Below are 24881 nucleotides of genomic sequence, written 5' to 3'. Positions count from 1 at the left end.
CTGGAAACCAAAGCCCGCATCAATCGTGACCTTTGGATAGAAATCAGCTTCAGCCTGCCCCACTTCTGCAGTAGCGGCATGAAGTTCCTCTCCAGCTTCACGGATATCGGGACGGCGTTCTGCCAATTCCGACGGCAAGCCAACTGGCACCTGCGGCGGCACAGGCGGAATGCCTGCTGTTTGCTCCAACTCGTTATTCAAACCACCCGGTGGCGCGCCCATAAGCAGGTTAATGGCGTTGATCTGCATAGCGATGCGCTGTTCAAACTGAGGGATAAGCGCGTTTGTCCGTTCCAACTGAGAACGAGCGCTATCCACATCTAACTCGCTGACCAAGCCACTTTTATAGCGTGATGAACTCAACTGCAGGATTTCTGAAGCTGCATCGCGATTTTCTTTCGTAATCCGCAGTTGTTCCTGCAGATTACGCAACGTCATATAATCCGATGCCAGTTCCGCCTGCCGTGCGATCAGAATACCCCGGCGTTCTTCCATAGTGGCTTTCATATACGCCTTGGCGGCTTCGTACTGCCTACGTACACGCCCCCACAGATCCACCTCCCAACTGGCCTGCAGCCCATCCTGCCATTGGTTCAGCAAAGGAATGGAAATGGATGAGGACTGGGCAGAAAGCATTTCCCCCATTCCTGTTCCGGCGGCATTTTCGCCAATACGCTCTACAATGCGCTGCAGTTGCTTACTGCTGTACTGCGCCCTGCGATATGAGCCAGAGGCAGCAAGATCTGGAAACCGCTCTGCCCCCGCCAACAGCAATTGGCCACGGCTAACCGCAAATTGTTCAGTAGCTTGCTGTACATCAAGGTTCTGGTCTGCCAGACGTTTTTCAAGCGAAGTCAGTTCGGGGTCATTAAAAATGGCCCACCACTGCGGATCGGGCGCCTGCGTTGTGGGGACACTCAACAACTGTGATGTATCTTTATCTGCCGCACGCTGCCACTGAGAGGGAGACCATGTATCTGGCTTCTTATAATCTGGCCCCACCATGCACCCCGCCAGCATGAAAACCAGCGCCAACGCGCCTGTGCGCTGTGCATTCCGTTTTGCCACCCGTTCACCCTCACCGAAAATGATATGCCTGATAGAAAATACCAGCCCTTGCACTGACCGACCAGTTCGGTCAGCATGGTAACCTACCTTCTTTCCTCTGTGCGTCAATCGCCTGATCTTTAAAGTCTGAAATCCTGATGTCTGAATCTTCCTCCCCTTCCTCCCTTACTTCTGCCTGCACTGGGGAATCAGAAGCAAAGCGAGAGCAGATTTTAAAAGGGGCCTATAACGTGTTTGCAGAACACGGTTATGAAGGCGCCAGTATGTCCGCCATTGCGCGGGAGGCTGGAGTTTCTAAAGGTACTTTATATAATTATTTCACCAATAAAGCGGATCTCTTTGGAGCTTTTGTAGAAAAATGCTGTCGGGAAAAACTTCCCCCAGCACTTGCTCCGGTACAAAAAGAAGCTTCCCCCAAAGAAACTCTTACCGCCGTAGCCCGTGCCATGGTGCAGTTGATTACCCAACCCGAAAGCTTGATGCTTTACAGAATGATTGTTTCTGAGGCTCCGCACTTTCCTCAGCTTGCAACCATCTTTTGGTCTCACGGCCCGCGGATTGCCATTGAAACTCTGTCTAACTGGATTCGCGAACAAACCCAGCGCGGCACATTAAAAACGGATGACCCTGTTTTTGCCGCAGAACAGTTTTTCTCACTTTGTCAGACACGGATCGCACATAGAAAGCGCTTTAACATGCCCTATGACAATATGGCTGAGGACGAAGAAAAAGTGATTCATGCCTCTGTAAGCATGTTTCTAGCCACTTACGGCGCATAAATATCCACTCAAAAACAAACCCCGCACACATGGATGTATGCGGGGTTGCTTAAGCAAATAGTTTAAAAGCGAAGGTTTATTTCTTCAGCTCTTCAACCAACTGCGGCACAACTTCAAACAAATCTGCTTCCATTCCGTAATCAGCAACCTGGAAAATGGGAGCTTCTGGGTCTTTGTTGATTGCCACAATCACGCGGCTGTCTTTCATACCGGCAAGATGCTGGATAGCGCCGGAAATACCAAAGGCCATGTACAGTTCAGGCGCAACAATCTTGCCTGTCTGCCCCACCTGATATTCGTTCGGCACAAAGCCAGAATCCACAGCAGCACGAGAAGCGCCAATAGCTGCACCCAACGCATCTGCTAGCGGATCCAGAGCATGGAACTTTTCTTCGCTCTGCATGCCACGACCACCAGATACAACCACACGGGCCGTTTCTAGGTCTGGACGTTCGGAATCAGACAGCTGAACAGTCTCAAACTTGGAAACTGCAGGGGCATCTACTGCGTCCACTGCTTCAATCGGAGCATTGCCACCTGTAGATGCAGCAGCATCAAAAGCAGCGTTACGCACCGTCAGCACCTTTTTGGCATCTGAAGACTTAACAGTGGCCAGAGCATTACCAGCGTAAATGGGGCGCACAAATGTTTCTGCATCCACAATGCGGATAACATCTGGAATAGGCTGTACATCCAGCAGAGCAGCTGCACGTGGCAGCACGTTCTTGCCCGTAGCACCTGCAGCAGCAACGATATGATCGTACTGACCTGCCAGAGAAACAATCAAAGCAGCCAGAGGTTCAGCCAGTTCGTGCGCATAGCGTGCATCTGCTGCATGCAGCACCTTGGCAACACCGGGCACAGCAGCTGCAGCCTGTGCGATGGAGGCATCACCCGCCACCAGCACATGTACATCACCCAACTGGGCAGCTGCCGTTACAGCAGACAGAGCAGCCTTTCTGATCTGGCCTTCTTCATGATCCAGAAGAACAAGAGCGGTCATGATCAGATCACCTTTGCTTCGTTACGCAGTTTTTCCACCAGTTCCCCAACGGAACCAACCTTGATGCCAGCCTTGCGTTCCGGCGGCTCTGCCACGGAAACAATGCTCAGGCGGGGCTTCATGTCCACACCCAGTTCGGCGGCTTCAATGGTTTCCAGCGGCTTCTTCTTGGCCTTCATGATATTTGGCAAAGAAGCATAGCGTGGTTCGTTCAGGCGCAGATCGGCCGTGATAATAGCGGGCAGCGTAAGGGAAACTTCCTCCGTGCCACCATCAATTTCACGGCTGACACGTGCATGGCCATCAGCAATTTCTACCTTGCTGGCAAACGTGCCCTGCCCCCAACCAAGCAGACCAGCAAGCATCTGGCCTGTGGCGTTCATATCATCATCAATGGCCTGCTTGCCCAGAATAACCAGGCCCGGTTCTTCCTTTTCCACCAGCTTGCGCAGCACTTTGGCTACGGCCAGCGGTTCGGGGCTTTCTTCTGACAGAACCAGAATGGCGCGATCTGCGCCCATAGCCATGGCCGTACGCAGTGTATCCTGCGCCTTCTGAACACCAACAGAAACCACAACAACTTCGGAAGCTGCACCTTTTTCGCGCAGGCGCACAGCTTCTTCCACCGCGATTTCATCAAACGGGTTCATGGACATCTTGACGCCAGTGGTATCAACACCACTGCCATCTGCCTTCACACGCGGTTTGATGTTGTAATCAACAACCCGCTTTACAGGTACAAGTATCTTCATGACTTCTTTCGCTTGCAGACGCAGGATGGTTCGGACGCAGCCTTACCGTACTTTACTCCAAATTCACATACCGGCCGGATAATTAGGCCCACCACCACCTTCTGGCGTGGTCCAGTCTATATTCTGGGCAGGATCTTTAATGTCACACGTTTTGCAGTGCACGCAGTTCTGCGCGTTAATCTGCAAATGTGGGTTTGTGGCTTCATCTGCCACTTCATACACACCGACGGGGCAATAACGGCTTTCCGGCGCACGGAAGACATCCCAGTTCACCGGTTTCCACAGGCTGGGGTTGCGCAGGCGCAGATGCACCGGCTGATCTTCCTCATGATTGGTAGCAGACAGGAAGACCGAGGAAAGACGATCAAATGTCAGTTTGCCATCTGGCTTCGGATAGAAAGGCTTTTCAGACAGGGAGGCAGGTTTAAGGGTATCGCTATCTTCATGCTTAAAGTGCAGCGTCCACGGTGCACGGCCACGCAGCAGCATGGCATCAATGGCTGCATAAACAGCACCACCCTTGGCACCAAAATGCGCAAAAGCCGGACGAATATTACGGGCAGACCGCAGTTCTGGCCACAACCAAGAACGCCGCACCTTTTCTGTAAAGGCACCGGGTTCAACACGGTCGGTTTTCATGGCTTCCACAACAGCTTCCGCTGCCAGCATGCCAGACTTCATTGCTGTATGAGTGCCTTTGATTTTAGGCACGTTCAGAAAGCCCGCGGAATCCCCAATCAGTGCACCACCGGGGAAAGTGAGACGCGGAATAGCCTGCAACCCACCTTCGGAAAGAGCACGCGCACCGTAAGAGATGCGACGTCCACCTTCCAGATGCTGGCGGAATGCCGGATGCAACTTGATGCGCTGCATTTCTTCAAACGGAGAAAGCCACGTATTAGCGTAATCCAGCCCCACCACAAAGCCGTAGGACACCAGATTTTCACCAAAGTGGTACAACCATGCGCCACCATAGGTGCTGTCATCCAGCGGCCAGCCAAAGCTGTGCTGCACCAAACCGGGGCGATGTTTTTCTGCCGGAATTTCCCATACTTCCTTGATGCCAAGTCCGTATGTCTGCGGGTCTACATCTTTGCGCAGATCATAATGCGCCATCACCTGCTTGGTCAGGGAGCCACGGCACCCTTCTGCAAACAGGGTGTAACGGGCGCGCAGTTCCATACCGGGCTGATAATTGGGGCCGGGTGTGCCTTCCTTGGTCACACCCATATCACCAGTCACAACACCAACCACACGGTTGCGCTCGATAATAACATCCGCACCTGCAAAACCCGGATAGATTTCCACCCCGAGTTCTTCTGCCTGCGTCGCCAGCCAACGGCACACTTCCCCAAGGCTGACAATATAGTTCCCGTGGTTTGCCATATGCGGCATAACCTTATCCAGCAGCGGAACACGCAGGCTGCCGGTTTCGGTAAGATACAGCATATCTTCTGATGTCACCGGTGTGTTCAGCGGTGCACCACGTTCTTTCCAGTCAGGAATAAGCTCTGCCAGTGCGCGGGGTTCAATCACGGCCCCAGAAACAATATGCGCTCCGATCTCGCTGCCTTTTTCAATCAGGCAAACGCTCAGATCTGGAGAAAGCTGGCGTAGCCGAATTGCCGCGGCCAGCCCAGCAGGGCCACCCCCAACAATAACGACATCAAATTCCATCGATTCCCGCACAGGCTCGCTCATTCCCGTTTCATCCCCGTTTAAAGATATGCTGCTTCCCTAAACCCGATTTGGCGCAGAATTGCAAAAACGGGCACGCAGGCCCGTTCTGCCAGAAACAGCCATGTCAGAAAAATCAGTGCTGAACAGAACGCGGCCCGAACGCCAGTTCGTGCACTGCACGCCAGTCCTGATCAACAAAATTAACAATCAAGGTACGGCGCGTACCTTTAATGGGCCGCTTTACAAAGCCGTGCCAGGTTTTATCTGACGGAATAAAAAGCACCGCCGAATTAAACGCCCCTGAAGCTCGCACAACTGATTGGCCATCTGGAGTCATCAGGTCTGTCCCCAGTTCATCGGCCCCTTCTCCGGTGGAAAGAGAGATAAGCAGGGTAAGTTTTTTAGCGCCGATATCTGTATGTGGTTCCAGCCAAAAACCATCCGAATCCAGACACAACTCCAGCCGCAGTGCTGCCGTATCCAACTGCACGTTGCAGATACGTTCAAAAGTCTGCCGCATGGCATCGCTATCCAGCAAATGCGCCATACGGTTTAGGCGTTCATCCTGTTGCCGAACGGCTGGATCAACAAACACGCGAGACTTGTTCCGCGTTTCACGCCGCCCCCCCACATCTCCTGCAATAGCCGACTCGCCCGGATCCCATTCCAGTAATGCCGCACAGGCATCTGGTTCCAGCACGTTTTCCAGCATCCAATGTGGAAAAGGGTCAGAGGCCACTGGCGTTTGCGCCAGCAGATTTGGCAGAGAAAACGTCACGCTCTGATCGGGAGCAGTGGCATCAGGACTCATGGCGTCCGATCCTTCAGCTGTCACAGAATATCGGCTGGGTAAAAGACACCGCTATGGCTGTCTTGCATAGCTCCCTTTCATGGGAAGCTTTCCTTACTTGCGCCAAAATACTGGCACAATCAAGGTTTGGTTCTACTTAAAGGGCAGCAGAAAACTGTGGTGAAGCACCTTGCCCAGCACCTTGGGCCTGCTGCTGCAAAGCACGCCGCCGTGTATCAAACACTGCAGCTACGTGCCTTACAAAAGGCCGCCCAAACATTGTAACGCTGATTTTCTGGCCTTCAATCTTTACCAACCCATCCTGCTCAAACGGATGGAGTTGTGCAAGTTCTTCAGAAAAATCCTGCCCTTGCCCTACATCCGCAAGATCAACGGCCATATCACACATAATGCGTTCGATAATGGCACCGCGCAGTTTGTCATCTTCGGTAAAAGCAACACCCCGCGCTACGGGGAGGGAATCTGCACTTTCAGCCATTGCCCGCGCATAAGCCGCCACACTTGTAATGTTCTGAACAAACCCAGCTGGCAGCATGGAAATAGCAGAAGCCCCCATACCTAACAAAACAGGACAGGAATCTGTTGTATAACCTTGGAAATTACGATGCAGCGTGCCTGCTTGCGCAGCTTGAGCCAAACCATCTTCTGGCAAAGCGTAATGATCCAACCCTATGGGTTGATACCCCTGCGCCTGCAAAACTCTGTCTATTTCCGCCCGTTGCGCCAATCTTTCATCAGATTTTGGCAAGGATGCTTCCGGTATCAAACGCTGCCGTTTTTGCTTCCACGGCACATGGGCATATCCAAATACTGCCAACCGGTCTGGCCGTAATGATGCAATTTTCAGCGCGGTTTCACCCACGCTTTCAACCGTCTGGTACGGTAAGCCGTAAATCAGATCAATATTAACGCCAGATACGCCCGCAGCACGCGCCGCCTGAATGCTGGCTTCTGTCTGCTCAAAGGACTGATGGCGTCCACACGCTTCCTGCACCCGGGGTTCCAGATCCTGCACGCCAAGGCTGATGCGTGTAAAACCCAGATCGCCCAACAAAGCCGGATAATCCTGCGGCACATGCCGTGGATCAAGCTCCATGGCCAATTCAGCCTGCGGATCAACCTGAAAGAATGTTCGGATAGAACGCATGATCTGCCGCAAGGCATGCGGCGGCAAGGTGGTAGGCGTGCCGCCACCAAACTGCACATGCCTTACTGTGCGTTGTTCCCCCACAAGGGCCACAATACGGCGCATTTCCTCACGCAGGAGGTCACCGTAAGCTAGGCGCCCATCCTCATGCCGCATAACGGATGTATTGCATCCGCAAAACCGGCAGAGTTCATCGCAAAAAGGAACATGAAAATAGAGGGAGACAGGTTCATTCTCAGGTAAAGCTTTAAGCCAGCCTGCAACCTGTTGGGGGCCGACCGCCTCCGTAAAGCTGGCTGCGGTCGGGTAACTTGTATAGCGCGGCAGATTCCCACCGTAGCGGGAAATCCGATCAGATACAGATACCGCGCCCATAATATCTCTTAGAACCGGTAAGCAATACCAGCGGAAACCACTGTCGGATCCAGAGATTCGTGTGCTTTCACCTTCAGGCTTTCAGCTGGGTTTTCAACCCAAGCATGCATACGCACGAACATCTGCTTGACGTCTGCGTTGAAGAACCAGTTGCCAACGATCTGGTAATCGAAACCAACGTTCACAGAAGGACCACCGGTGAAGCCAGCGTTCAGTTTGGTCAGACCCAGAGCGGAACCACGGTTGCCGTTCATGTTGTGGAACCACATAGCCGTTGCACCCACACCCACATACGGGTTGAAGCGCTTATGCGGACGGAAATGCCAAGCAAATGTCAGCGTAGGGGGCAGAACCCATGCGCTACCAACGTCCAGCTTACGGGGGCCGCCCAGTGAAGGCACATCGCTACCCAGAGCAGCCACTTCATGACGGGTGCTGGTGGCAATCAGATCCACAGACAGGTTGTCTGTGATGAAGTATTCCACCGTCAGTTCCGGCATGGCCTGATTAGTGGTGGAAAGATGCGTGTGGCTCAGCGGCATATGGTTCAGACCAAGGCCCGGAGCAGTCAGCCAAGCCTTGCTATCACGGTCCTGCGGCAGAACACCCACGCCAGACAGACGGATCATGAAGTCACCACGGCCCAGACCAATTTTGGTGCTGGCGCAGGTTTCAAACAGACCACAATGCCCTGCGCCCGGCTTTGGTGCATCGGGAATGCGCTGCATGACCGGTGCATTCACATATGCTGCGTTAGGAGCTGCTGTCTGAGCCTTGGCGGTGCCGGCCAGAGCGGCAACACCAGCCACCACTGCCGTAAATAGGGAACGGAACTTGACCATGCCTGTGTGTCTTTCCACTGCGCTAGAGAACGATATCTGAAGCGGGAAAAATCATGCGCCCATTCTTCCGGCCTTGATTTAGATCAAATATCAGGCATCTCCGCCTCATATGCGACAATACTGTGTCATTTTAATCACAGCGCATTTTAAGGGCTATATCCAAGGTAAATTGTAACCAATCTGCCCCAGACATCGGTGCATTATTGATTTATATCAACAATGACATAATATTTACGCAACACATTCTTTTTTCTTTCCGGTCCAGCACGTTCGCCATAATGCTGAAGGTACCGGGCTTTCCGGATTCTGCTCCCATGCCACCCTCTCCTTCTGCTCAGGCACTCCACTCCACTGGCAAACGCACTGGGCGCACAGATACCGAGTCCGCCCGGTGTTTGATGTGCAAGGTGCGCGATTATAATCTTTGCAGCAGCATAGAAGATCAGGATGTGGCGGTTTTGGCGCATGCAACACGCCAGATTACTCTGCCACCAGGCACAGCCGTAATTGAAGAAGGCACGCCTGCATCTGCCTTTTTTAACGTTATCAATGGCACAGTTAAACTGTTTAAGTCTCTTCCTGATGGTCGCCGCCAGATTACTGGCTTTGCAGATGCAGGACAGTTTGTTGGCCTTAGCAACTCTCGCACTTATTCCTTTGGGGCGGAAACCGTAAGCAGCGTATTGTTGTGCCGCTGCACACATACGCAGATAGAAAATTTATTGGCAGAATATCCACGATTCGCCCGTCATCTGCTCTCAGCTGTCACAAATGAATTAACTGATGCAAAGGAGCAGATGCTGCTTTTGGGGCGCAAAACAGCCAAGGAAAAAGTGGCTAGTTTTCTATTAGATCGCATCAAGCAATATCATCGCACACACCCGCACGACCCTGATGCAGAAACCACAGCTTCTGTACCCATGACTCGGGTGGATATTGCAGACTATCTTGGCCTGACGATTGAAACAGTAAGCCGCACCATCAGCGCCCTCCGCCGTGATAAAATTATTTCTGGCACAGAAAATCACTGCATTCGCATTCTGTCTCTACCTAATCTGCAAGACATCGCTTACGGCCTGAAATCTGTTTAGCTTTTAAAAGCAAAAGGCTGGCCCATTTCTGGACCAGCCTTTTCAACATTTCAGACTACGAGAGCCTTTTAGTTATCGTCGTCATCACTACTGTCATCAGATGATGGTGCGTTATTTCCGCCATCTGGAGAGATCGCGATAAACAGGGACTGATTATCGCGCAGAACCCGCAATAGCACCGGTTTTTTGGCAGCCAATGCCGACTTTACGCTGGCAACTGCTGCACGTGGGGAATCCACGGCCTGACTACCAACCGCCTGAATAACATCCCCCGGCCGAATCCCAGCCTGATCTGCTGGGGAACCAGGATCAACGTCGCTTACAACAACGCCGCGCACATCTGCTGAAAGCCCCAACTGCTGGCGCACATCGCGAGAAAGAGGAGCCAAGGCAATACCAAGCCGCTGCCCACGTGCGACATCTGTATTGCTGCCACTATTACCATCACTGGAAGCGGTTTTCAGGTCTCCGATGGTTACAGTAGCTGTCTGGGCTTTACCGCCTCGCAAGTAGCCAATTGTCGCCTGTTTACCCGGGGCCATAGACGCCACGCGCACAGCCAGATCATGCGGGTTGCTGACCTTCTGCCCGTTGAAATCGGTAATCACATCTTCCGATTTCAAACCAACTTTTTCAGCCGGGCTCCCGGGGCTTACGCTTGCCACCAACGCCCCAATTGGCGGTGCTCCGGGCGTAGCTGGTGCAGGCAAGCCAAGCGCACGCGCCATAACGGGGGAGATAACCTGTGCGTTTACACCCAAGTAGCCCCGCACCACATGGCCAGTTTTACGAAGCTGCTCGACCACATTGCGCACGGTATCCGATGGAATTGCAAACCCGATACCAATGGAACCACCGCCAGAAGGTGAAAGAATGGCGGTATTTACCCCCACAACCTTACCATCCTGCGTAAACAGCGGACCACCAGAGTTCCCGCGGTTGATGGGCGCATCAACCTGAATGAAGTTGTCGTAAGGGCCTTCGTTAATATCTCGGCCACGGGCAGAAACAATACCAGCCGTCACCGTGCCGCCCAGACCATACGGGTTACCAACGGCAATAACCCATTCACCGGGCTGCACATCATCCGATTCGCCCAATTCAATAAAGGGCAATTTTTCGGAGGTTGTAACTTTCAGCAGTGCCAGATCGGTTTTGCCATCACGCCCCACCACTTTAGCGGGCAGCGTTGTGCCATCATCCAGTGTCACCGTAACCTTGGTGGCGCCTTTCACCACATGGTTGTTGGTGACCACATACCCATCGGCTGAAATCAGGAAGCCGGAGCCTCTGGCCTCAATTGTCTGGTGCGATGGCTGCGGCATCATCTGGAAAGGAAACGGGAATGGAAAAGGCATTCCACCCATACCGCCGCCGTCATTCTCCACGGCATCTGCCCGGATCATGGATGTAATAGATACCACAGCCGGCTTAACCTGCTTAACCAGACTGACAAAATCTGGAATCCGCTGAGAAGTAGGGGTGTTGGGCTTAATAACACTATCAGCTTCTGCGCGTGCTGGCGTGCTGCACCATGGAGCGGCAGCTGTTACCAATACACAGCTTGCCAGAAGGGCTGACATCCAATTACGGCGTCTGTTCCGCGCCCAAACTTTTGTCACAGATTTTCCCGACATCACGACTTCGACTGTTCCTTGTTTTATCCCGACAGGACAATTCCCGGACGGTCCAAACACCCAGCTCCGGCAGCCACCACAGATTGCCCAGAGTTTACAGTGCCTTACGCCTACAACGCTAACATGGTTTCTTAACCAAGAAAAAAAAGCCGTATCTTCATAATTTCACAAGATGTTATCGGCTGCGTAATTTCTGGAAAAAAGCTTTCAACATTTCAGCCGCTTCCTGCTCCCTTACCCCGCCTATAACCTCCATATGATGTAAGGTTTCAGGCCGATGGGGCAAGCGTGCTCCGTGCTCTACGCCCCCCCCTTTGGGGTCATACGCACCAAACACCACCCTCCCCAACCGAAAATGCGCCATAGCCGCCGCACACATCGGGCATGGTTCGAGCGAGACAAATAAAGTGCAATCTGCCAGCTTCTGCCCTTGCCGCTGCTGCACGGCCTCACGCATGACCAACATTTCAGCATGAGCTGATGGATCGTGCAGTTCTTCTACCCGGTTGCCTGCCTGTGCCAGCACATTTCCATTGCCATCCAGCAGCACGGCGCCTACGGGCACTTCTCCATTTTCAGCAGCAAGCTGAGCCTGCTGTAACGCAAGTGCCATGCCGTTTTGTTTAGTCATGCCGTGTGCTCACGAAATGTTACTCTTTTCAATCCGAAACGTTCAGGTTTTTTTCGCTTTTATATGGCAGAAAAAATCCAGATTTTTCTTGCAATCGTGCATGCTTTTTTGTCATCCTGCCTTAAAGGAGCCTTAATCCGTTCTGTAACAGAGCGTGAGGATGCCTTGTGGGATTGCTCTTTGGCAATCATACCAAACCCGAGCGAGGAGGGTCAGAAACATGCATAGCCTGTCTTTCATTCTGGCTGCTGCGGCCATAGGATTTGGTCTCGCCATCGCAGATGGTGTCAATTATGAGCCAGCAACCTTGGCGCCACCTCCTACCGCCACCAAAACGCTCCCTATCAGTATTCCTTCCTTTCTGTCCCGCTAACAGACAGGCTGAAAACGGATTGACTGCACGGGTTTTTGTTTCCCGCGCTCATTCTTTGCTACATACCCCCCTGAAAGAACGGTCTTTACCCCTCTCCCTCCCCCGTTCTTTCAGGATTAGTGGCATATGATGAAAAAACGCCCCGTTATTGGTATTACGCTTGATCTGGAAGATGGTGGCGAAGGCCGTTATTCCCGCTTCAAATGGTATGCCATGCGGGAAAATTATATGTCTGCCGTTTCCACCGCGGGCGGCTTACCTATTGCGCTCCCTTTGTTCCCACAGCTTTGTGCTGATTATATGCACCTGCTGGATGGGTTGATTATAACAGGTGGCGCTTTTGATATTGACCCCACTTTGTATGGGGAAACACAAGTTCACCCCACCATAAACTTGCGCCCCCGCCGCACGCAGGCTGAAGCTGCTTATCTAACCGCAGCCCTACAACGTGATATGCCAATTTTGGGAATATGCGGTGGCATGCAACTTATAGCCGTGGCCCTTGGTGGCAGCCTGATCCAGCACATCCCGGAAGAATGCCCATCGGCCCTTCCGCATGAGCAACCAAACCCACGGGATGAAGCAAGCCATAGTGTGACAATAACACCCGATACCTTGTTGGCCCGATGTACGGCCAACCGCACTCATATTGGTGTTAATTCCTCACATCATCAGGCTGTCAAAACAGCAGGACGATGCATTATTAACGCCGTGGCAGAAGATGGTATTATTGAAGGGATTGAAGACCCCACACATTCTTTCTGCCTTGGGGTGCAATGGCACCCGGAATTTGGCATAGACCCAGCAGACAAAGCACTTTTCAAAGCCTTCATACAGGCAGCAGGAGATTCAGCGTGACGCAGGAAACCCGAGGGGAACGCATAGCAAAATGGCTGGCCCGTAGTGGCGTTGCCAGCCGCCGTGATGCGGAGCGCATGATAGAGGAAAACCGTATCCGCCTGAATGGCCAGCCGGTCACACATCCTGCCACCTTTGTAACAAATGGCGATATTGTGCAGGTTGATGGGGAACCCGTTTCTGCCCCAGAACGCACACGTTTGTGGCGCTACCATAAGCCGGATGGCTTGGTAACAACACATAAAGACCCAGAAGGCCGGCCAACGGTTTTTGCCTCCCTGCCAGAAGGCATGCCACGCGTTATCAGCGTTGGGCGGCTTGATCTGAACAGTGAAGGGCTGCTGCTGCTCACCAATGATGGTGAACTGGCCCGCAGGCTGGAGCTTCCCTCCAACGGCTGGCTACGCCGCTACCGCGTGCGTGTATTTGGCGTAGTGGATGAAGAACGTTTGGCAAGTCTGGCTCAGGGCAGCGTGTTTGATGGTGTGCGTTATGGCCCCATTCATGCTGTTCTGGATTCGCGCAAGGGAGACAATGCGTGGCTGACCGTTTCCCTCAAGGAAGGCAAAAACCGCGAAATCCGTAAGGTGATGGCGGGCATGAACCTGCATGTCAGCCGCCTGATACGCACTAGCTATGGGCCTTTCCAACTCGGCACCCTGCAGCGCCGTGAACTGGAAGAGGTTTCTCCCCGCGTGTTGCGTGATCAGTTGCCCAAAGCAACAGACAAGGCGCTCCCAGCCCGGCGTGCACCCGCAAAACAGGCAGACTAATGGTTCGGATTATTGCTGGCAGCCGCAAGGGGCGGTTGCTAACAGCCCCAGCGGGACAGACCACACGCCCCACGGCAGACCGGGTGCGACAGGCCTTGTTTGATATGCTGCTGCATGCACCTTGGGGTGGGCCTACGCTTATCTCTGAAGCGCATGTGCTGGATGCTTTTGCTGGCACCGGCGCGCTGGGGCTGGAAGCCCTTTCTCGCGGGGCAAAGCATGCAACTTTCTTCGAAACAAGCCGCCCTGCCCTCGCCGCGCTACGGGCCAACATTCAGGCCTGCAAGTGGGAAGAGAGCTGCACCGTAATTGCGCGGGATGTGACATCACCACCCCTCAGCACTTTCCCGGCTGGGTTGGTGTTTCTGGACCCACCCTATCATCAAAATCTGCCTGAGCGCGCCCTCAATGCCTTGCAAAGCAAAGGCTGGATTGCCCCCCATGCCATTGCAGTTATTGAAACCGGGCGTGAGGAACCTTTGCCTTTTTCCAGCGAGGAAGAAGCGCCGCAAACAGCAAGCACACCTGCTTTTCTGGCAGAACGCCAGCATGGTGCTGCCCGATTTTCCATCTGGCGGCTTTAAGCTTTCACCTGTTCGGCCAGTGCGCTACATAGGCAGAACGAAAACGGATTTTACGCAAATAGAAGGTAACGGCATTTATGGCTGGCAGCGTTAACAAGGTTATTCTGGTCGGCAATCTGGGCAAGGACCCCGAAGTGCGTTCCAGCCAGAGCGGTGCAAAGATTGTTTCCTTCTCTCTGGCCACCAGCGACACATGGAATGACCGCGCATCTGGTGAACGACGTGAACGCACAGAATGGCATCGCGTGGTCATTTTCAATGAACGTCTGGCAGATGTGGCCGAACGTTTCCTGCGCAAAGGCCGCAAAGTTTATCTGGAAGGCTCTCTGCAAACCCGTAAATGGACAGACCAGGGTGGGCAGGAACGCTATACAACGGAAGTGATTATTGACCGTTTCCGTGGTGAGCTGGTGCTGCTGGATAGCCGCAATAGTGGCGAAGGCGAAAGTGAAGGCGGCGGCTTTGGTGGCGGAAGCGGCAGCAGCTACGGTGGCTATAATAGTGGCGGCGGTGGTTATGGCGCCCCATCATCCGCCCCACGCCAGCAACCAGCACAACGCAGCGGTGGCAATAGCTCCGGCGGCTGGGATGCATCTGGAGGCAACGGCGATCTTGATGACGAAATCCCGTTCTAATCATTCAAACTGATTGGGGGCTGGCTATACACTATCGGGTAGCCAGCCTTATCCATTCCAGACATGCCCCTTGCTGTTTCCTCCCCACTCCGTGTCAAGCTGGCTGGATATCTAACAGCAGCAGGCTTGGTGTGTCTGAGCATCTTCCCATTTTTTCTATTCTATAGCCGCGCTCTTTCAGACACATTTGCTTCTGTTATTGGTGGGCTATTTCTGCTGCACTGTTGCCTGCTGCAAAATTGGCAATGGGTTAAACAACCCTGGCTTAAACTGGCCGCATTATTTTGTGGGCTATGCCTGCTTTCCTCCTTACATATTGGCATTACAGGAGCATGGGTGCAGGCACTCTGCCTGCCTCGGCTTTTCCTGTTTTGTGTGGCGCTACAATGCTGGCTTCTTGCCACCGAAGCACGGCGTATCTGGCTAGAGCGAATCTGCTTACTGGCTGCCTTGTGGTTGATAAGCCAATGCTGGCAACAGTATCTAACCGGCACAAATATGATGGGGATGCCGCGCTGGGGTGATGGCAGCCTGACAGGCCCATTCACAAAGCCCCGCGCGGGTTTTACGCTGCTGATGCTGTTTTTCCCCGGCATTATGCCGAGCGTTTTACGCCTGTTACGCCACAATAAGCTGAAATCTTGGGGGCTTGGCTGTGCGCTCCTGTTGCTTGGCGTTACAACCATGGTGCTGATCGGCCAACGTATGAGCTGTGTGCTGCTCTTTTTTGGCTTGTCTCTTACAGCGTTTATCTTCCCCCGTTTTCGCCTGCCCTTTGGCCTCATTCTTGCTTGTGCGGGTGGGTTAATTGCCAGCCTACCGGTGATCTCTCCGCCCGTTTACGCCAAGCTGGTTCTGAAATTTTCAGACCAACTGCATCATTTCGCCCAAAGCGATTATGGCAAGCTTTTCCGTTCTGCCATCAGCATGGTTGCCCAACATCCTTGGATAGGACTGGGTATGGATGGCTTTAGAAATTTCTGCCATGTCCCTATTCAAACCCACGCCTTCTCTTTTCTGGGCATAGAAACACTTACAAATGATACGGATCGGGGATGTAATATTCATCCCCACAACTATTACCTACAAATTGCCACAACAGCCGGTTTACCGGGGCTTGTGGTGTTTATAGGGCTGGCTTTTCAATGGTTGCGCACGGGGTGGCGCGCACTAGATGTAGAACATTATCCGCAGCAAGCCATGCTGTTTGTGACCTGTTGCATTCTGTTGTGGCCCATTACTTCCACCAGTGCTGTTTTTTCTTTCCCCACAGCGGGGTGGATTTTTATGTTTGTTGGGTGGCTTATCGCAGCATCAAGCTCACAAAAACGTGCATAATTGTGTTAAGAAAGTGTTTATACAGCAGGGAACTTTCTTAAAATATTTTTTCATTACTCATTTTAAATGTAGTCTTTTCTTACTCTTACTTTATCCTGTGTCTCTTTTCTGCGTTTTTGCCCCATAAAATTGTTGGCGGGTGAGCGGGATGCCGCTATAAGCCGCGTCATTCTTTCAAGGCAGGCTGCCTGTCATTGCAAAGGCTGACGACAGACATGATTACCTTACCGCCAGATTATCGCCCCTCTGAAGATGAAGAGTTCATGAACCCTCTTCAGACGGAGTACTTCCGGCAGAAATTGCTTAAATGGCGCGCCGACCTTCTTAAAGAAGCAGGAGATACACTTGCCAGCCTTTCTGAAGGCGGCATCCATGAAGCTGACATTACTGACCGTGCCAGCGTAGAAACAGACCGTGCACTGGAACTGCGCACGCGAGACCGTGCCCGCAAGCTGATTGGCAAGATCAACCTTGCGTTGCAGCGGGTTGAAAACGGCACATATGGTTACTGTGAAGAAACGGGTGAGCCCATTGGCCTGAAACGGCTGGAAGCACGCCCGATTGCCACACTTTCCATTGAAGCGCAGGAACAGCACGAGCGCATGGAAAAAACCCACCGGGACGATTAATTTTTTCGTCTTTTTTACCGTATCTGGTCTTGCGGCGTTCCGCGCGAACAGCTAGAACGCCCGCAGACTATGCTGCTGTAGCTCAGTGGTAGAGCACTCCCTTGGTAAGGGAGAGGTCGACAGTTCAATCCTGTCCAGCAGCACCAGTCTTCCTTGTTTTTCAATGACTTGCAGAATCTGGCAATGTCTGTGACTGCTAGCATAACCCTAGCATAGTCACCGAAAACTAAGGATTTTTGGGGTGAATAAGCATAGTCCTAGCTTAGCTTCCGCACCATATAATGTGTTTCAACAGAAGGGTTCTGCTAACTGGTCGATTCGTTTTTCGATTCCAGGGCAAGGACAAATCCGCAAATCACTAGGCACAAGTGATCGTAAGCTAGCAGAGACACTAGCACAGCGCGTCTATTACGAATCGCTCTTGAAAGCTGAAAGCGGCTTAAATGTCCGCGTAAAGACAATCTCAAAAATCATCCATGATTATATCCAGTTCATGGAAAAACGCCTTGAACAAGGAATGATGCCCAAAGGTGTCGTCATTCAGAACAAAGCGATTCTCACTCGTTATGTAGAAGGATTCTTTGGTGGACAGAATCCAAACTTCATTTCAAACAAATCTGTGCAAGATTATCTGTCTTGGCGTTCTGACTACTGGATTTCAGGACCAGGTAAGGACATTCAGTTTCTGACGTATGAGAGGGATGGAAAGACCATCACTACACCAATCACACAGAAGAAACGCATACGTCCCTCTCCTGCCACTCTGAACCGTGAGAGAGCTGCTTTAAGTGGCTTCCTTCAATACTGCTTCGATTCGCAGTACATCAAAGCCATTCCAGAAATTAAGACGAACAAGATGGGATACACAGCACGTCCTTCTTTTTCTGCTCAGGAATTTAAAAAATTCAACACTTACGTTTTCCTTCATATCGGAGAGGAAGACATTCATCCTGCTGTCAAATATGATCGTGCTGTATTTTATGCTTACATCAACATCATAGCTTTGACAGGAATGAGACCCACAGAAATCAAGAATATGAAGTGGGGTGACATCATAGGATTAGAACTGGATAAAAAAGGGAACCCTTTAACTCATGATCTTCATTTGCGTGTTCATGGGAAAGGGAAATCTCGTGAACTGATTCCACATAGGGAAGTTCTGTTCACAATCGTTATGCTTCATGCAGTTTATAGGGAAGCAGGATTCACACCTGAAAAATCCGATTCGCTTCTGCTTCATCAAGACAAAACACCCTTCAAATCCTTTTCTGGTCAGTTCAACAGCGCACTAGCAGCAACAGGACTCACAAGGGATTATCGAGGTGTGAAACGAACGCCTTACAGCCTTAGACACTTCTATATAACTGAACAGCTAAGGAATGGTGTTGATGCGTATGTGTTAGCAAGGAATGCAGGAACTAGTGTGAAAATGATAGAAGAACACTACGACCACAACACCAATGAGAAATACAAAGAGATGTTACGTCCTAAACGGCGTTAACAAACATCGTTATTTTTATATGGGGCTATTTTCAAATATGGCCCCATAACTTTCGGAAGCTTTTCACTATAAAACTCAAAAAGGTCTTTTTTAATCTTACGACATGTTTTGAGAGATTGTGAAATTCTTTCAGATGAATCACTCGTCACATCATTTATGAATGACTTTGATTCCGGTTCCTCACTTTTTATTTGTCTAATATCGGTTACAATCTCATTAAGACGAAAAATATCTGCTCTTGCCTCACTAAGAAGAGAGAAAACATCTTCTCCAAACAGAAATCTGGATTGCTCACCTAAAGAAATCATTGTGTCAGCATTTTCACGTATTTTGCGTCTATTTTCTTCTGACTGAACCCATTTTTCATCATCTTCTTTCATGTCTACAGTTCTATAATTATATACTTTATCAGACCACAAAGCCATATTCAAAAACAATTGGTATGTTTCAAACCTTTTCTCAAACAGCTCTAACTTGTGCTTATCTTCTGCAATTTTCTTCTGATCTTTAGCAACTACATGCTGCTGAAACGCAATGTATAATGTCATCAATCCAATAATAGTCGATGGAACCACTTTTAGAAGATCGTTTGCACTAAAACACACAATGATTCTGTCAATGAATACTGAAATTAGAACAACCACAACAACAGAAATAACTGGATGATTTTTAATATAAACCTTAAACTGGTTTCGCATCTAAAACCCTATACACAGACATACGTGATAACTTTAATTTTTCAGCTATAGCTGTAACTGACATTCCTTCATTTTTTAATTTTCTGATAGTCTCCTGCTGCATTCTAGCTATGGGTTTCCTTCCTTTGTACTTCCCTTCTTTCTTTGCTTTCTGAATTCCTTCTTTCTGCCGTTCCTTCATCAGATCACGTTCAAATTCTGAAATGGCAGCAAGCATATGAAGCATTAGTTTGGAAGTAGGATTTGAAGTGTCAAACTTCTGTCCTCCCATAGAAAGCACAATCAGTTCACATCCCTTCCCCTTCAATTCATTAACTATGCTCAAGAGGTCAGAGGTTGAGCGAGCAAGGCGGTCTGGCTTTGTAATGATAAGCACATCGCCAGAACGCATGTTATCCATCAGGCGCGTTAATTCTGGCCTGTTCGTGCTACTGCCTGAAATCTGCTCTGCGTAAATTCGTTCACAGCCATTTAAGGACAAGTCACGCTTCTGCGCTTCTAATCCTGCTTCCTGTTCTATGGTGCTTGTGCGTGCATATCCAAAAATCACTTGGAACCTCTCATTTGTCACAATGAACTCTAGTTCCTAAGTGATTAGTGTCACTTAATATCAAAAACAACCTTAAAGTGACAGAAATGAAGGGATTTCAATTTGTCACTTTAGAGCTTGCTTCAAAGCTACATTATATCATCTGAAATTTAGTATATGGATAAGGTATTGGCTTAATTCTCTTGGTGCGCGCTTGTGCTACATCACACAAACCTTTTGAGGGGGGTATACTAGCTTATGAGTAATTACGGAGAACTCCGTTCTCATTTGAAAGTATATCCCTCAAAAAGTGTCCATTTTAAGTCCTTTAGGAAGAAGTAACAATGGATACTTTTTTCATTACTTCCATTTAAATTTTTCTGAACAAGTAACCATATTTGCGTATTTCTTAATCCATCCCTCGCACTCATTTTTCATTTCTTGCGTGTTCCTGTAGTTCATTAAAACAAGTGGGAGGATTTCTTCTTTTCTTTCCCAGAAAGTCATTTTCCTGACTAATTCACCAAGAGAGTCATGTGATTTGTTCAGTAAGAACTTTTCTTGCTGTTCGTTGCATTCTTTATCACGCAACTCATCATGTGTCTGTTTAACACCACTTGTATTCAGAACTGCATTGATGGCTGGATTTACTATCCTTTCATAAATTTTCTTTTTATGCGTAGTTAACCCAATCATCTTTTCACACACATATTCAGGAACTTTAATGTCCTTTCCTTTTAGTTCCTTACAAGGATCAAATATGTTCCCTTTAATATCTATATGTTTGATAATCTGTTCTTTCAGGTGAGTGATTAGGTAAGTAGAATTTTGCTGCCGCATTGAACTTTGAATCATCAAACGGCCCTTTTGATTTCTCTTTCCACTTAAACACACTTCCTTTTTTCCCTGCTTCTGTAGAAATGCGTTTATTGATCCATTTTGTAAGCAGTTCGTGTGCTTCACATGTGATCGCGTGTTTCAATGGAAGAACAACACGGAAGTTTCCTTTTCCTGAATACGTCTCATACATGAAAAAAGACCATCCTTGTTTCCTGAACCATGAAGCACAATCCAAGAATGAAAGGTCTTCTCCTGTTTCAGATGAGTCCTTATCAAACATAAGGCATGTATATCCGTGATTATTATTTGCACCAAACTTCTTTCCATCCACTTCATTTCTATCTGAAAGAAGTAAACAACACCACGCAAGCCGCCCTTGTGCGTGTTTATCATTTGAAGTGAACTTTGATTCATTTTCAAAGAAGTCAAGTATGTCTTCAGGTTCTTTGAAATCAATGTATTCTGCCACTTCATAAGTGGATATTCCATTTAGTAAGTTTATTCTAAATCTGTTTTCATCATCCAAATAGAAGTCTTTAAACGCCTTACATTCTGAAATTATTATGTTTTTTGTTTTTCTCTTTAATTCAGTCAGTTCCTTTGTTTGCTTATGTGTTTTTGTTTGTCCACCTGATTGCTTCTGTTCCGGTAGAAACATAAAGTTTTCAAGTGATGATACTCTGTTATCAGGTATTCCGAGCACTTCTTGAACATAAACTGCTGAACGATAATCAGGTACAGTAATTAACCTATGACTATCATCATGTTTGTCTCTAATAGATGTCCTGCATATTGCTTGATATGTACTCGAAAAGAGAAATGATTTATCAATGTCCTCATAGGATAAACCAAATCTATCATGTAAGAAATCTGCTTGGGTATTTCGGTAATTCAGCGATGCAGCAAATGTTATGTTATGAATGTGCTTGTATCCATTCAATCCATGAACATAAGAACTAATCAACTCTGAATTTTGCGGAAGTTTATATTCCTTAAAATCACCATCAATCATGTCTTTGTTCAAAACAAGTAACTGCTTATCATCTGGTGACATGTTTAATCTTGATATATCCAGTATATTCTGAATTATTGTCTTTTGATTCAAGCACTTATATGAACGCATTGTTTTTGAAAAATCACGTTCCATACAATACCTAATGAAAGTGTGTGTTATATTTTCATGTTCTTTGTATTGTAGCTTAGGAAGTTCCTTTTCAACGAAGCTGACACCTAATTCTTTAAAGATATGATAAATGTCTGATTCTTCAAACTTAGCTGATAGAAAATGAACATTTAAAAAATCATCAAATATCTCTGGAAGCATATAAAAGTGAGTAATGAATGAAACATTATTCCTACAATTCCTTTTATTTTTCTTGAATGATTCCCATACGTCTTTCCTTATTTCAACAGTGTAGTGTTTTTCATTCAGTAATTTTTCAAACAATTTCCTTAGTTTATCGTTTATCTCATCCTCACCTTCTGTTGTCATACAAGTGTTCATTTGAACACGATCAATCGGTTTAAGAACAAAGAAATCTTGGTTCTTTGATGGTGCTGTCTGTATGTATTTTAAAAGTATGTCTTTGTTTGTTGATAGTGAAAGTGTGAACTCACCAAAAGATTCTTGAGGCACTTCATCAAAAACAACATGATAGCCATTTGTTATGTTCCCCATATTAACCATATGTTTTGAAAATGATTGATGTGTCACAAGAAGAACGTCAGTTTTTTTAATTTTCCTTTTCAGAATATACGAATACAAACCTTTTGCTACTGAAGTCATTTCTTCTGTAAGATGGTCTTCGTCAATGATATGTGGGGTCATACCCTTTGCTTTAAATTGGATTTCTGATTCAAGTAAATTTTCTTTTTTGGTCTGAACAAAAATAACTTTTCCATTGTAAAAATTTTTGTTGATACTGATTAACTGGATCATTGAATGTGTTTTACCTGATCCGCAATTTGCTGATGAATATAACATCTCTTTTTCTCTTTCATAAATGTTAATGACAAAAGAAAAGCCAGTAAGTTTTTGGCGACTCACTGGCTTTGTATGTGATCTGAAAGAGATGATTATATCATCATATAGTATTTAGTATCACATACATAAGTCCTTTGATTTGCCAAAATCAGACTTTGTTTTCTTAGTTCTATTTATACATGAACAAGTCAAAAAGTGTCCATTTTAAGTCCTTTAGGAAGAAGTAATAATGGATACTTTTTCTTATGAATACTTCCATATTCAGAGCCAACGGCTCCTTCATTCCTGATAAGTCAGTATTCTTCATGAGCCATTTAAATGAGCTTACAGACATTTAAAGTTCATATCAGATGAAACATAGGCGACTGCCTTAAAACAACTTGTACGCTCATCTTCGTGGATTCCTGAGAGAGATAAAACGTATGAGAAACCCTATCGGAAAAAATTATTTCAAAAACATCCTGTGCAAAAAAGAAACTAGAATGGGCGTTTGCAAAAAACGTCAAAAAGTTTTCACCCCTCTAGCACATAACACAAAAAAGCTCTTGAAAATCTAGCATAGTCCTAGCACAGTATGCTTTCGTGTTTTGTAAGTTACTGATTAAAATTATGTTTTCTGGTTTCGTTGCTTCCTTGGTAAGGGAGAGGTCGACGCGGATTTCTCACACTTGAGGCAATTTCGGGTCATTTTGTAGAATTCAGTCATCCCACAGGAGCCCGATCTGGAATATTGACGATATTCTGCTTCTGGCGGCGGGTTCTGAACGCAGTGAGGGTGTCACGGCCTGAGAAGGCAGTGTTGGTGGAAGCTATGTGGTCTGTGCACTGTCTGTTTCTTCAGATGGCCTGCCGGAGCCTTCGCAATCGTGCATGAGCGAGGGCGAATTCATGCTGACAGGGGAACATGTCCGGCATGGACAGGACAATCCGACGGACGCTGAGCGTTACACGTGTCGCGATTTTGAGCAGCCGTGCGCGTATGGTGCCACAGGTCGCCGTCTCCAGGCTGGTCTGGCCAAGGGCCAGTCTTTGCAGAGCGGTCAGCAGGACATAGGCTGCGGCCGAGAACCACAGCCGGAGCTGGTTGGCCCGGATGGTGTGGGACGAGGTCCTGTCTGAGAACAGATCCATCTGGCATTCCTTGATGCGGTTTTCCATATCCCCGCGTGCGCAGTAAATCTGTTCGTAGAGATGGCGGGGGTCGGACATTCCCTGCGGTAGGGTGGTGACAATGAAGCGATGATAGCGGTTGCCGTGGCGCCATTCGGCCTTGGCCACGACCCGCCTGCGGCGCGTCCAGCTGTCCTTTGTGATCCAGTCAAAGGAGGCGAAACCGCGCGCAGCTCTGCCTGTCGTGGCGGCTTCGTCACGAACCTCAGCGGACAAAGAGGCAATCCGGTCATACAGGCGGGTGTTGCCTGCAAGCCCGAACAGGAAGTCAACGTGGTTGTCTTCGCACCATGTCATCAGACTGTCCCGGGCGAAACCGCTGTCCCCACGCACCAGGATACGCACCCGGGGCCAACGGCTCCTGATCTGCTCGACGATCCGGCGGATGTCTGCCAGTGCTTCCTTCCCCGGGTCCCTGTCTGCCGTGCGCAGGGTAGCGCTGAGGAGATGGTCCCCGCAGAAGACATACAGGGGAAGATAGCAGTTATGGCCGTAATATCCATGAAAGGCGCGGCCTTCCTGATGGCCATGGATACGGTCATCGGTGGCATCCACATCCAGAACGATCCGGGCGGGTGCGTGCTCATGCTGGTCAAGGAAGAGCGTGACGAACAGGGTAGCCAGGGCCTCATGATCAGCAATGATCCGACAGTAACGATCTGCCTTGTGCCCACTGCGCTCCAACCGGTTCAGTGTAGATTTGCCAGCCAATGCTGCGCAGTTTGCCCGGCCTCCTGACAGACGACCCGAGGCCAGACCAAAGATCAGGTCATGCCGCAGGGCATCGTGATCATTGAGATCTTCATAGCCCAGTGCCAGGCCCATGATCCGCTGACGGACAAGGTCTTCAACCCGGTATTCCACAAAGCCGGGATGCCGCTTATCGCGAAAACAGGCAGCAAAGCGGCGGCTGAGCCCCAGAATGTCATCAGCCTGCTTCACCAGAATGACGCCCCCATCCGAACTCATGCGACCCCCGTCAAAACGGGCCACAACACGCCGTCCACAGGAGGCTGGAAACTCATACGCGCCTGCGCTACACTCTGTCTGCATCGGGTTTTCTTGATGATTATGGAAATTTCTTTTCTACAAAACAGACTTTTTCATAATCTAACCCGATGTACAACCCTTCTGTGAGATTTCCGCGTCGACA

24 protein-coding genes and 1 tRNA gene (1 of these 25 only partly in view) are annotated in these 24881 nt (G+C 49.1%); 11 read left to right on the top strand and 14 right to left on the bottom strand.

Features of this window, described 5'->3' with window-relative positions:
• Window positions 1–1122, bottom strand: partial view of an efflux transporter outer membrane subunit gene (locus tag ABNV41_RS00660; protein ID WP_050818765.1) — the 5' portion only. Its footprint begins 468 nt before the window's first position; 1122 of the gene's 1590 nt are visible here — the first part of the coding sequence; the start codon lies at window positions 1120–1122; its stop codon lies off the left edge, out of view.
• An 83-nt stretch (window positions 1123–1205) separates the two neighbouring features.
• On the opposite strand from ABNV41_RS00660, the gene ABNV41_RS00655 reads away from it, so the two are divergent.
• Window positions 1206–1847 carry a TetR/AcrR family transcriptional regulator gene (locus ABNV41_RS00655; RefSeq protein WP_050818766.1) on the top strand — a complete coding sequence of 214 codons (642 nt, stop codon included), beginning with the start codon at window positions 1206–1208 and terminating at the stop codon, window positions 1845–1847.
• Window positions 1848–1923: 76 nt separating this feature from the next.
• Here the strand turns inward: ABNV41_RS00655 and ABNV41_RS00650 are convergent, their stop codons facing one another.
• The 6 genes from ABNV41_RS00650 to ABNV41_RS00625 form a co-directional block, all read right to left on the bottom strand.
• On the bottom strand, window positions 1924–2850 hold the full coding sequence (locus ABNV41_RS00650; RefSeq protein ID WP_050818767.1) for an FAD-binding protein: 927 nt from the start codon (window positions 2848–2850) through the stop codon (window positions 1924–1926).
• A gap of 2 nt (window positions 2851–2852) precedes the next feature.
• Window positions 2853–3602: an electron transfer flavoprotein subunit beta/FixA family protein gene (locus ABNV41_RS00645; RefSeq protein ID WP_019088899.1), complete on the bottom strand. Its 750-nt coding sequence runs from the start codon at window positions 3600–3602 to the stop codon at window positions 2853–2855.
• Between the two features lie 63 nt (window positions 3603–3665).
• Window positions 3666–5303, bottom strand: a complete 1638-nt coding sequence (locus ABNV41_RS00640) for an electron transfer flavoprotein-ubiquinone oxidoreductase (protein ID WP_050818768.1) — start codon at window positions 5301–5303, stop codon at window positions 3666–3668.
• A 112-nt stretch (window positions 5304–5415) separates the two neighbouring features.
• A complete protein-coding gene (locus tag ABNV41_RS00635) occupies window positions 5416–6093 on the bottom strand; it encodes a 2OG-Fe(II) oxygenase (RefSeq protein WP_050818769.1) in 678 nt (225 codons plus the stop codon).
• A 136-nt stretch (window positions 6094–6229) separates the two neighbouring features.
• The gene (hemN, locus tag ABNV41_RS00630; protein WP_050818770.1) at window positions 6230–7615 is read right to left on the bottom strand and encodes an oxygen-independent coproporphyrinogen III oxidase; all 1386 of its coding nucleotides are present in this window, start codon (window positions 7613–7615) and stop codon (window positions 6230–6232) included.
• A gap of 8 nt (window positions 7616–7623) precedes the next feature.
• Complete coding sequence (locus tag ABNV41_RS00625) at window positions 7624–8457, bottom strand: OmpW family protein (protein WP_050818771.1); 834 nt, start codon at window positions 8455–8457, stop codon at window positions 7624–7626.
• 278 nt (window positions 8458–8735) lie between these two features.
• On the opposite strand from ABNV41_RS00625, the gene ABNV41_RS00620 reads away from it, so the two are divergent.
• On the top strand, window positions 8736–9548 hold the full coding sequence (locus tag ABNV41_RS00620; protein ID WP_349934839.1) for a helix-turn-helix domain-containing protein: 813 nt from the start codon (window positions 8736–8738) through the stop codon (window positions 9546–9548).
• 68 nt (window positions 9549–9616) lie between these two features.
• Here the strand turns inward: ABNV41_RS00620 and ABNV41_RS00615 are convergent, their stop codons facing one another.
• Window positions 9617–11185, bottom strand: a complete 1569-nt coding sequence (locus ABNV41_RS00615; protein WP_050818773.1) for a Do family serine endopeptidase — start codon at window positions 11183–11185, stop codon at window positions 9617–9619.
• Window positions 11186–11360: 175 nt separating this feature from the next.
• Window positions 11361–11816: a nucleoside deaminase gene (locus tag ABNV41_RS00610; RefSeq protein ID WP_050818774.1), complete on the bottom strand. Its 456-nt coding sequence runs from the start codon at window positions 11814–11816 to the stop codon at window positions 11361–11363.
• A gap of 220 nt (window positions 11817–12036) precedes the next feature.
• Between ABNV41_RS00610 and ABNV41_RS00605 the strand changes: the two genes are divergently transcribed.
• From ABNV41_RS00605 to ABNV41_RS00565, 9 genes are all read left to right on the top strand, one after another.
• Window positions 12037–12189 (top strand): hypothetical protein, encoded by a 153-nt coding sequence (locus tag ABNV41_RS00605; RefSeq protein ID WP_003626506.1) that lies wholly within the window; start codon window positions 12037–12039, stop codon window positions 12187–12189.
• Between the two features lie 126 nt (window positions 12190–12315).
• Window positions 12316–13047 (top strand): gamma-glutamyl-gamma-aminobutyrate hydrolase family protein, encoded by a 732-nt coding sequence (locus tag ABNV41_RS00600; protein ID WP_050818776.1) that lies wholly within the window; start codon window positions 12316–12318, stop codon window positions 13045–13047.
• On the top strand, window positions 13044–13820 hold the full coding sequence (locus tag ABNV41_RS00595) for a pseudouridine synthase (RefSeq protein WP_050818778.1): 777 nt from the start codon (window positions 13044–13046) through the stop codon (window positions 13818–13820). The genes ABNV41_RS00600 and ABNV41_RS00595 overlap by 4 nt, the downstream gene beginning before the upstream one ends.
• Window positions 13820–14404: a 16S rRNA (guanine(966)-N(2))-methyltransferase RsmD gene (rsmD, locus tag ABNV41_RS00590; RefSeq protein ID WP_050818780.1), complete on the top strand. Its 585-nt coding sequence runs from the start codon at window positions 13820–13822 to the stop codon at window positions 14402–14404. The genes ABNV41_RS00595 and rsmD overlap by 1 nt, the downstream gene beginning before the upstream one ends.
• 77 nt (window positions 14405–14481) lie before the next feature.
• Window positions 14482–15039 carry a single-stranded DNA-binding protein gene (ssb, locus tag ABNV41_RS00585; protein WP_087651631.1) on the top strand — a complete coding sequence of 186 codons (558 nt, stop codon included), beginning with the start codon at window positions 14482–14484 and terminating at the stop codon, window positions 15037–15039.
• A gap of 63 nt (window positions 15040–15102) precedes the next feature.
• Window positions 15103–16377 carry an O-antigen ligase gene (locus ABNV41_RS00580; RefSeq protein ID WP_050818784.1) on the top strand — a complete coding sequence of 425 codons (1275 nt, stop codon included), beginning with the start codon at window positions 15103–15105 and terminating at the stop codon, window positions 16375–16377.
• 215 nt (window positions 16378–16592) lie between these two features.
• Window positions 16593–17006 carry an RNA polymerase-binding protein DksA gene (gene dksA, locus ABNV41_RS00575; RefSeq protein WP_003626519.1) on the top strand — a complete coding sequence of 138 codons (414 nt, stop codon included), beginning with the start codon at window positions 16593–16595 and terminating at the stop codon, window positions 17004–17006.
• 71 nt (window positions 17007–17077) lie between these two features.
• Window positions 17078–17152: transfer RNA gene (locus tag ABNV41_RS00570), tRNA-Thr, on the top strand.
• 95 nt (window positions 17153–17247) lie between these two features.
• Entirely contained in the window at window positions 17248–18507 is a 1260-nt protein-coding gene (locus ABNV41_RS00565) for a site-specific integrase (protein ID WP_050818786.1), read from the top strand.
• Here the strand turns inward: ABNV41_RS00565 and ABNV41_RS00560 are convergent.
• From ABNV41_RS00560 to ABNV41_RS00540, 5 genes are all read right to left on the bottom strand, one after another.
• Window positions 18504–19205: a hypothetical protein gene (locus tag ABNV41_RS00560; protein WP_050818789.1), complete on the bottom strand. Its 702-nt coding sequence runs from the start codon at window positions 19203–19205 to the stop codon at window positions 18504–18506. The genes ABNV41_RS00565 and ABNV41_RS00560 overlap by 4 nt on opposite strands.
• Window positions 19189–19776 (bottom strand): recombinase family protein, encoded by a 588-nt coding sequence (locus tag ABNV41_RS00555; protein WP_050818791.1) that lies wholly within the window; start codon window positions 19774–19776, stop codon window positions 19189–19191. Before ABNV41_RS00555 ends, ABNV41_RS00560 begins: the two co-directional genes overlap by 17 nt.
• A gap of 318 nt (window positions 19777–20094) precedes the next feature.
• Complete coding sequence (locus ABNV41_RS00550; RefSeq protein WP_349934838.1) at window positions 20095–20589, bottom strand: hypothetical protein; 495 nt, start codon at window positions 20587–20589, stop codon at window positions 20095–20097.
• Window positions 20504–22621 carry a hypothetical protein gene (locus ABNV41_RS00545; protein WP_349934837.1) on the bottom strand — a complete coding sequence of 706 codons (2118 nt, stop codon included), beginning with the start codon at window positions 22619–22621 and terminating at the stop codon, window positions 20504–20506. Before ABNV41_RS00545 ends, ABNV41_RS00550 begins: the two co-directional genes overlap by 86 nt.
• A gap of 774 nt (window positions 22622–23395) precedes the next feature.
• Window positions 23396–24781, bottom strand: coding sequence for an IS1380-like element IS1380A family transposase (locus ABNV41_RS00540; RefSeq protein WP_012812390.1), 1386 nt, complete (start codon window positions 24779–24781; stop codon window positions 23396–23398).
• Window positions 24782–24881: the final 100 nt, after the last annotated feature.

Source organism: Acetobacter sp. A11-2 (genome assembly GCF_040208445.1).
GTDB lineage: Bacteria > Pseudomonadota > Alphaproteobacteria > Acetobacterales > Acetobacteraceae > Acetobacter > Acetobacter oryzoeni.
This window is presented reverse-complemented; position numbering and strand designations above follow the sequence as displayed.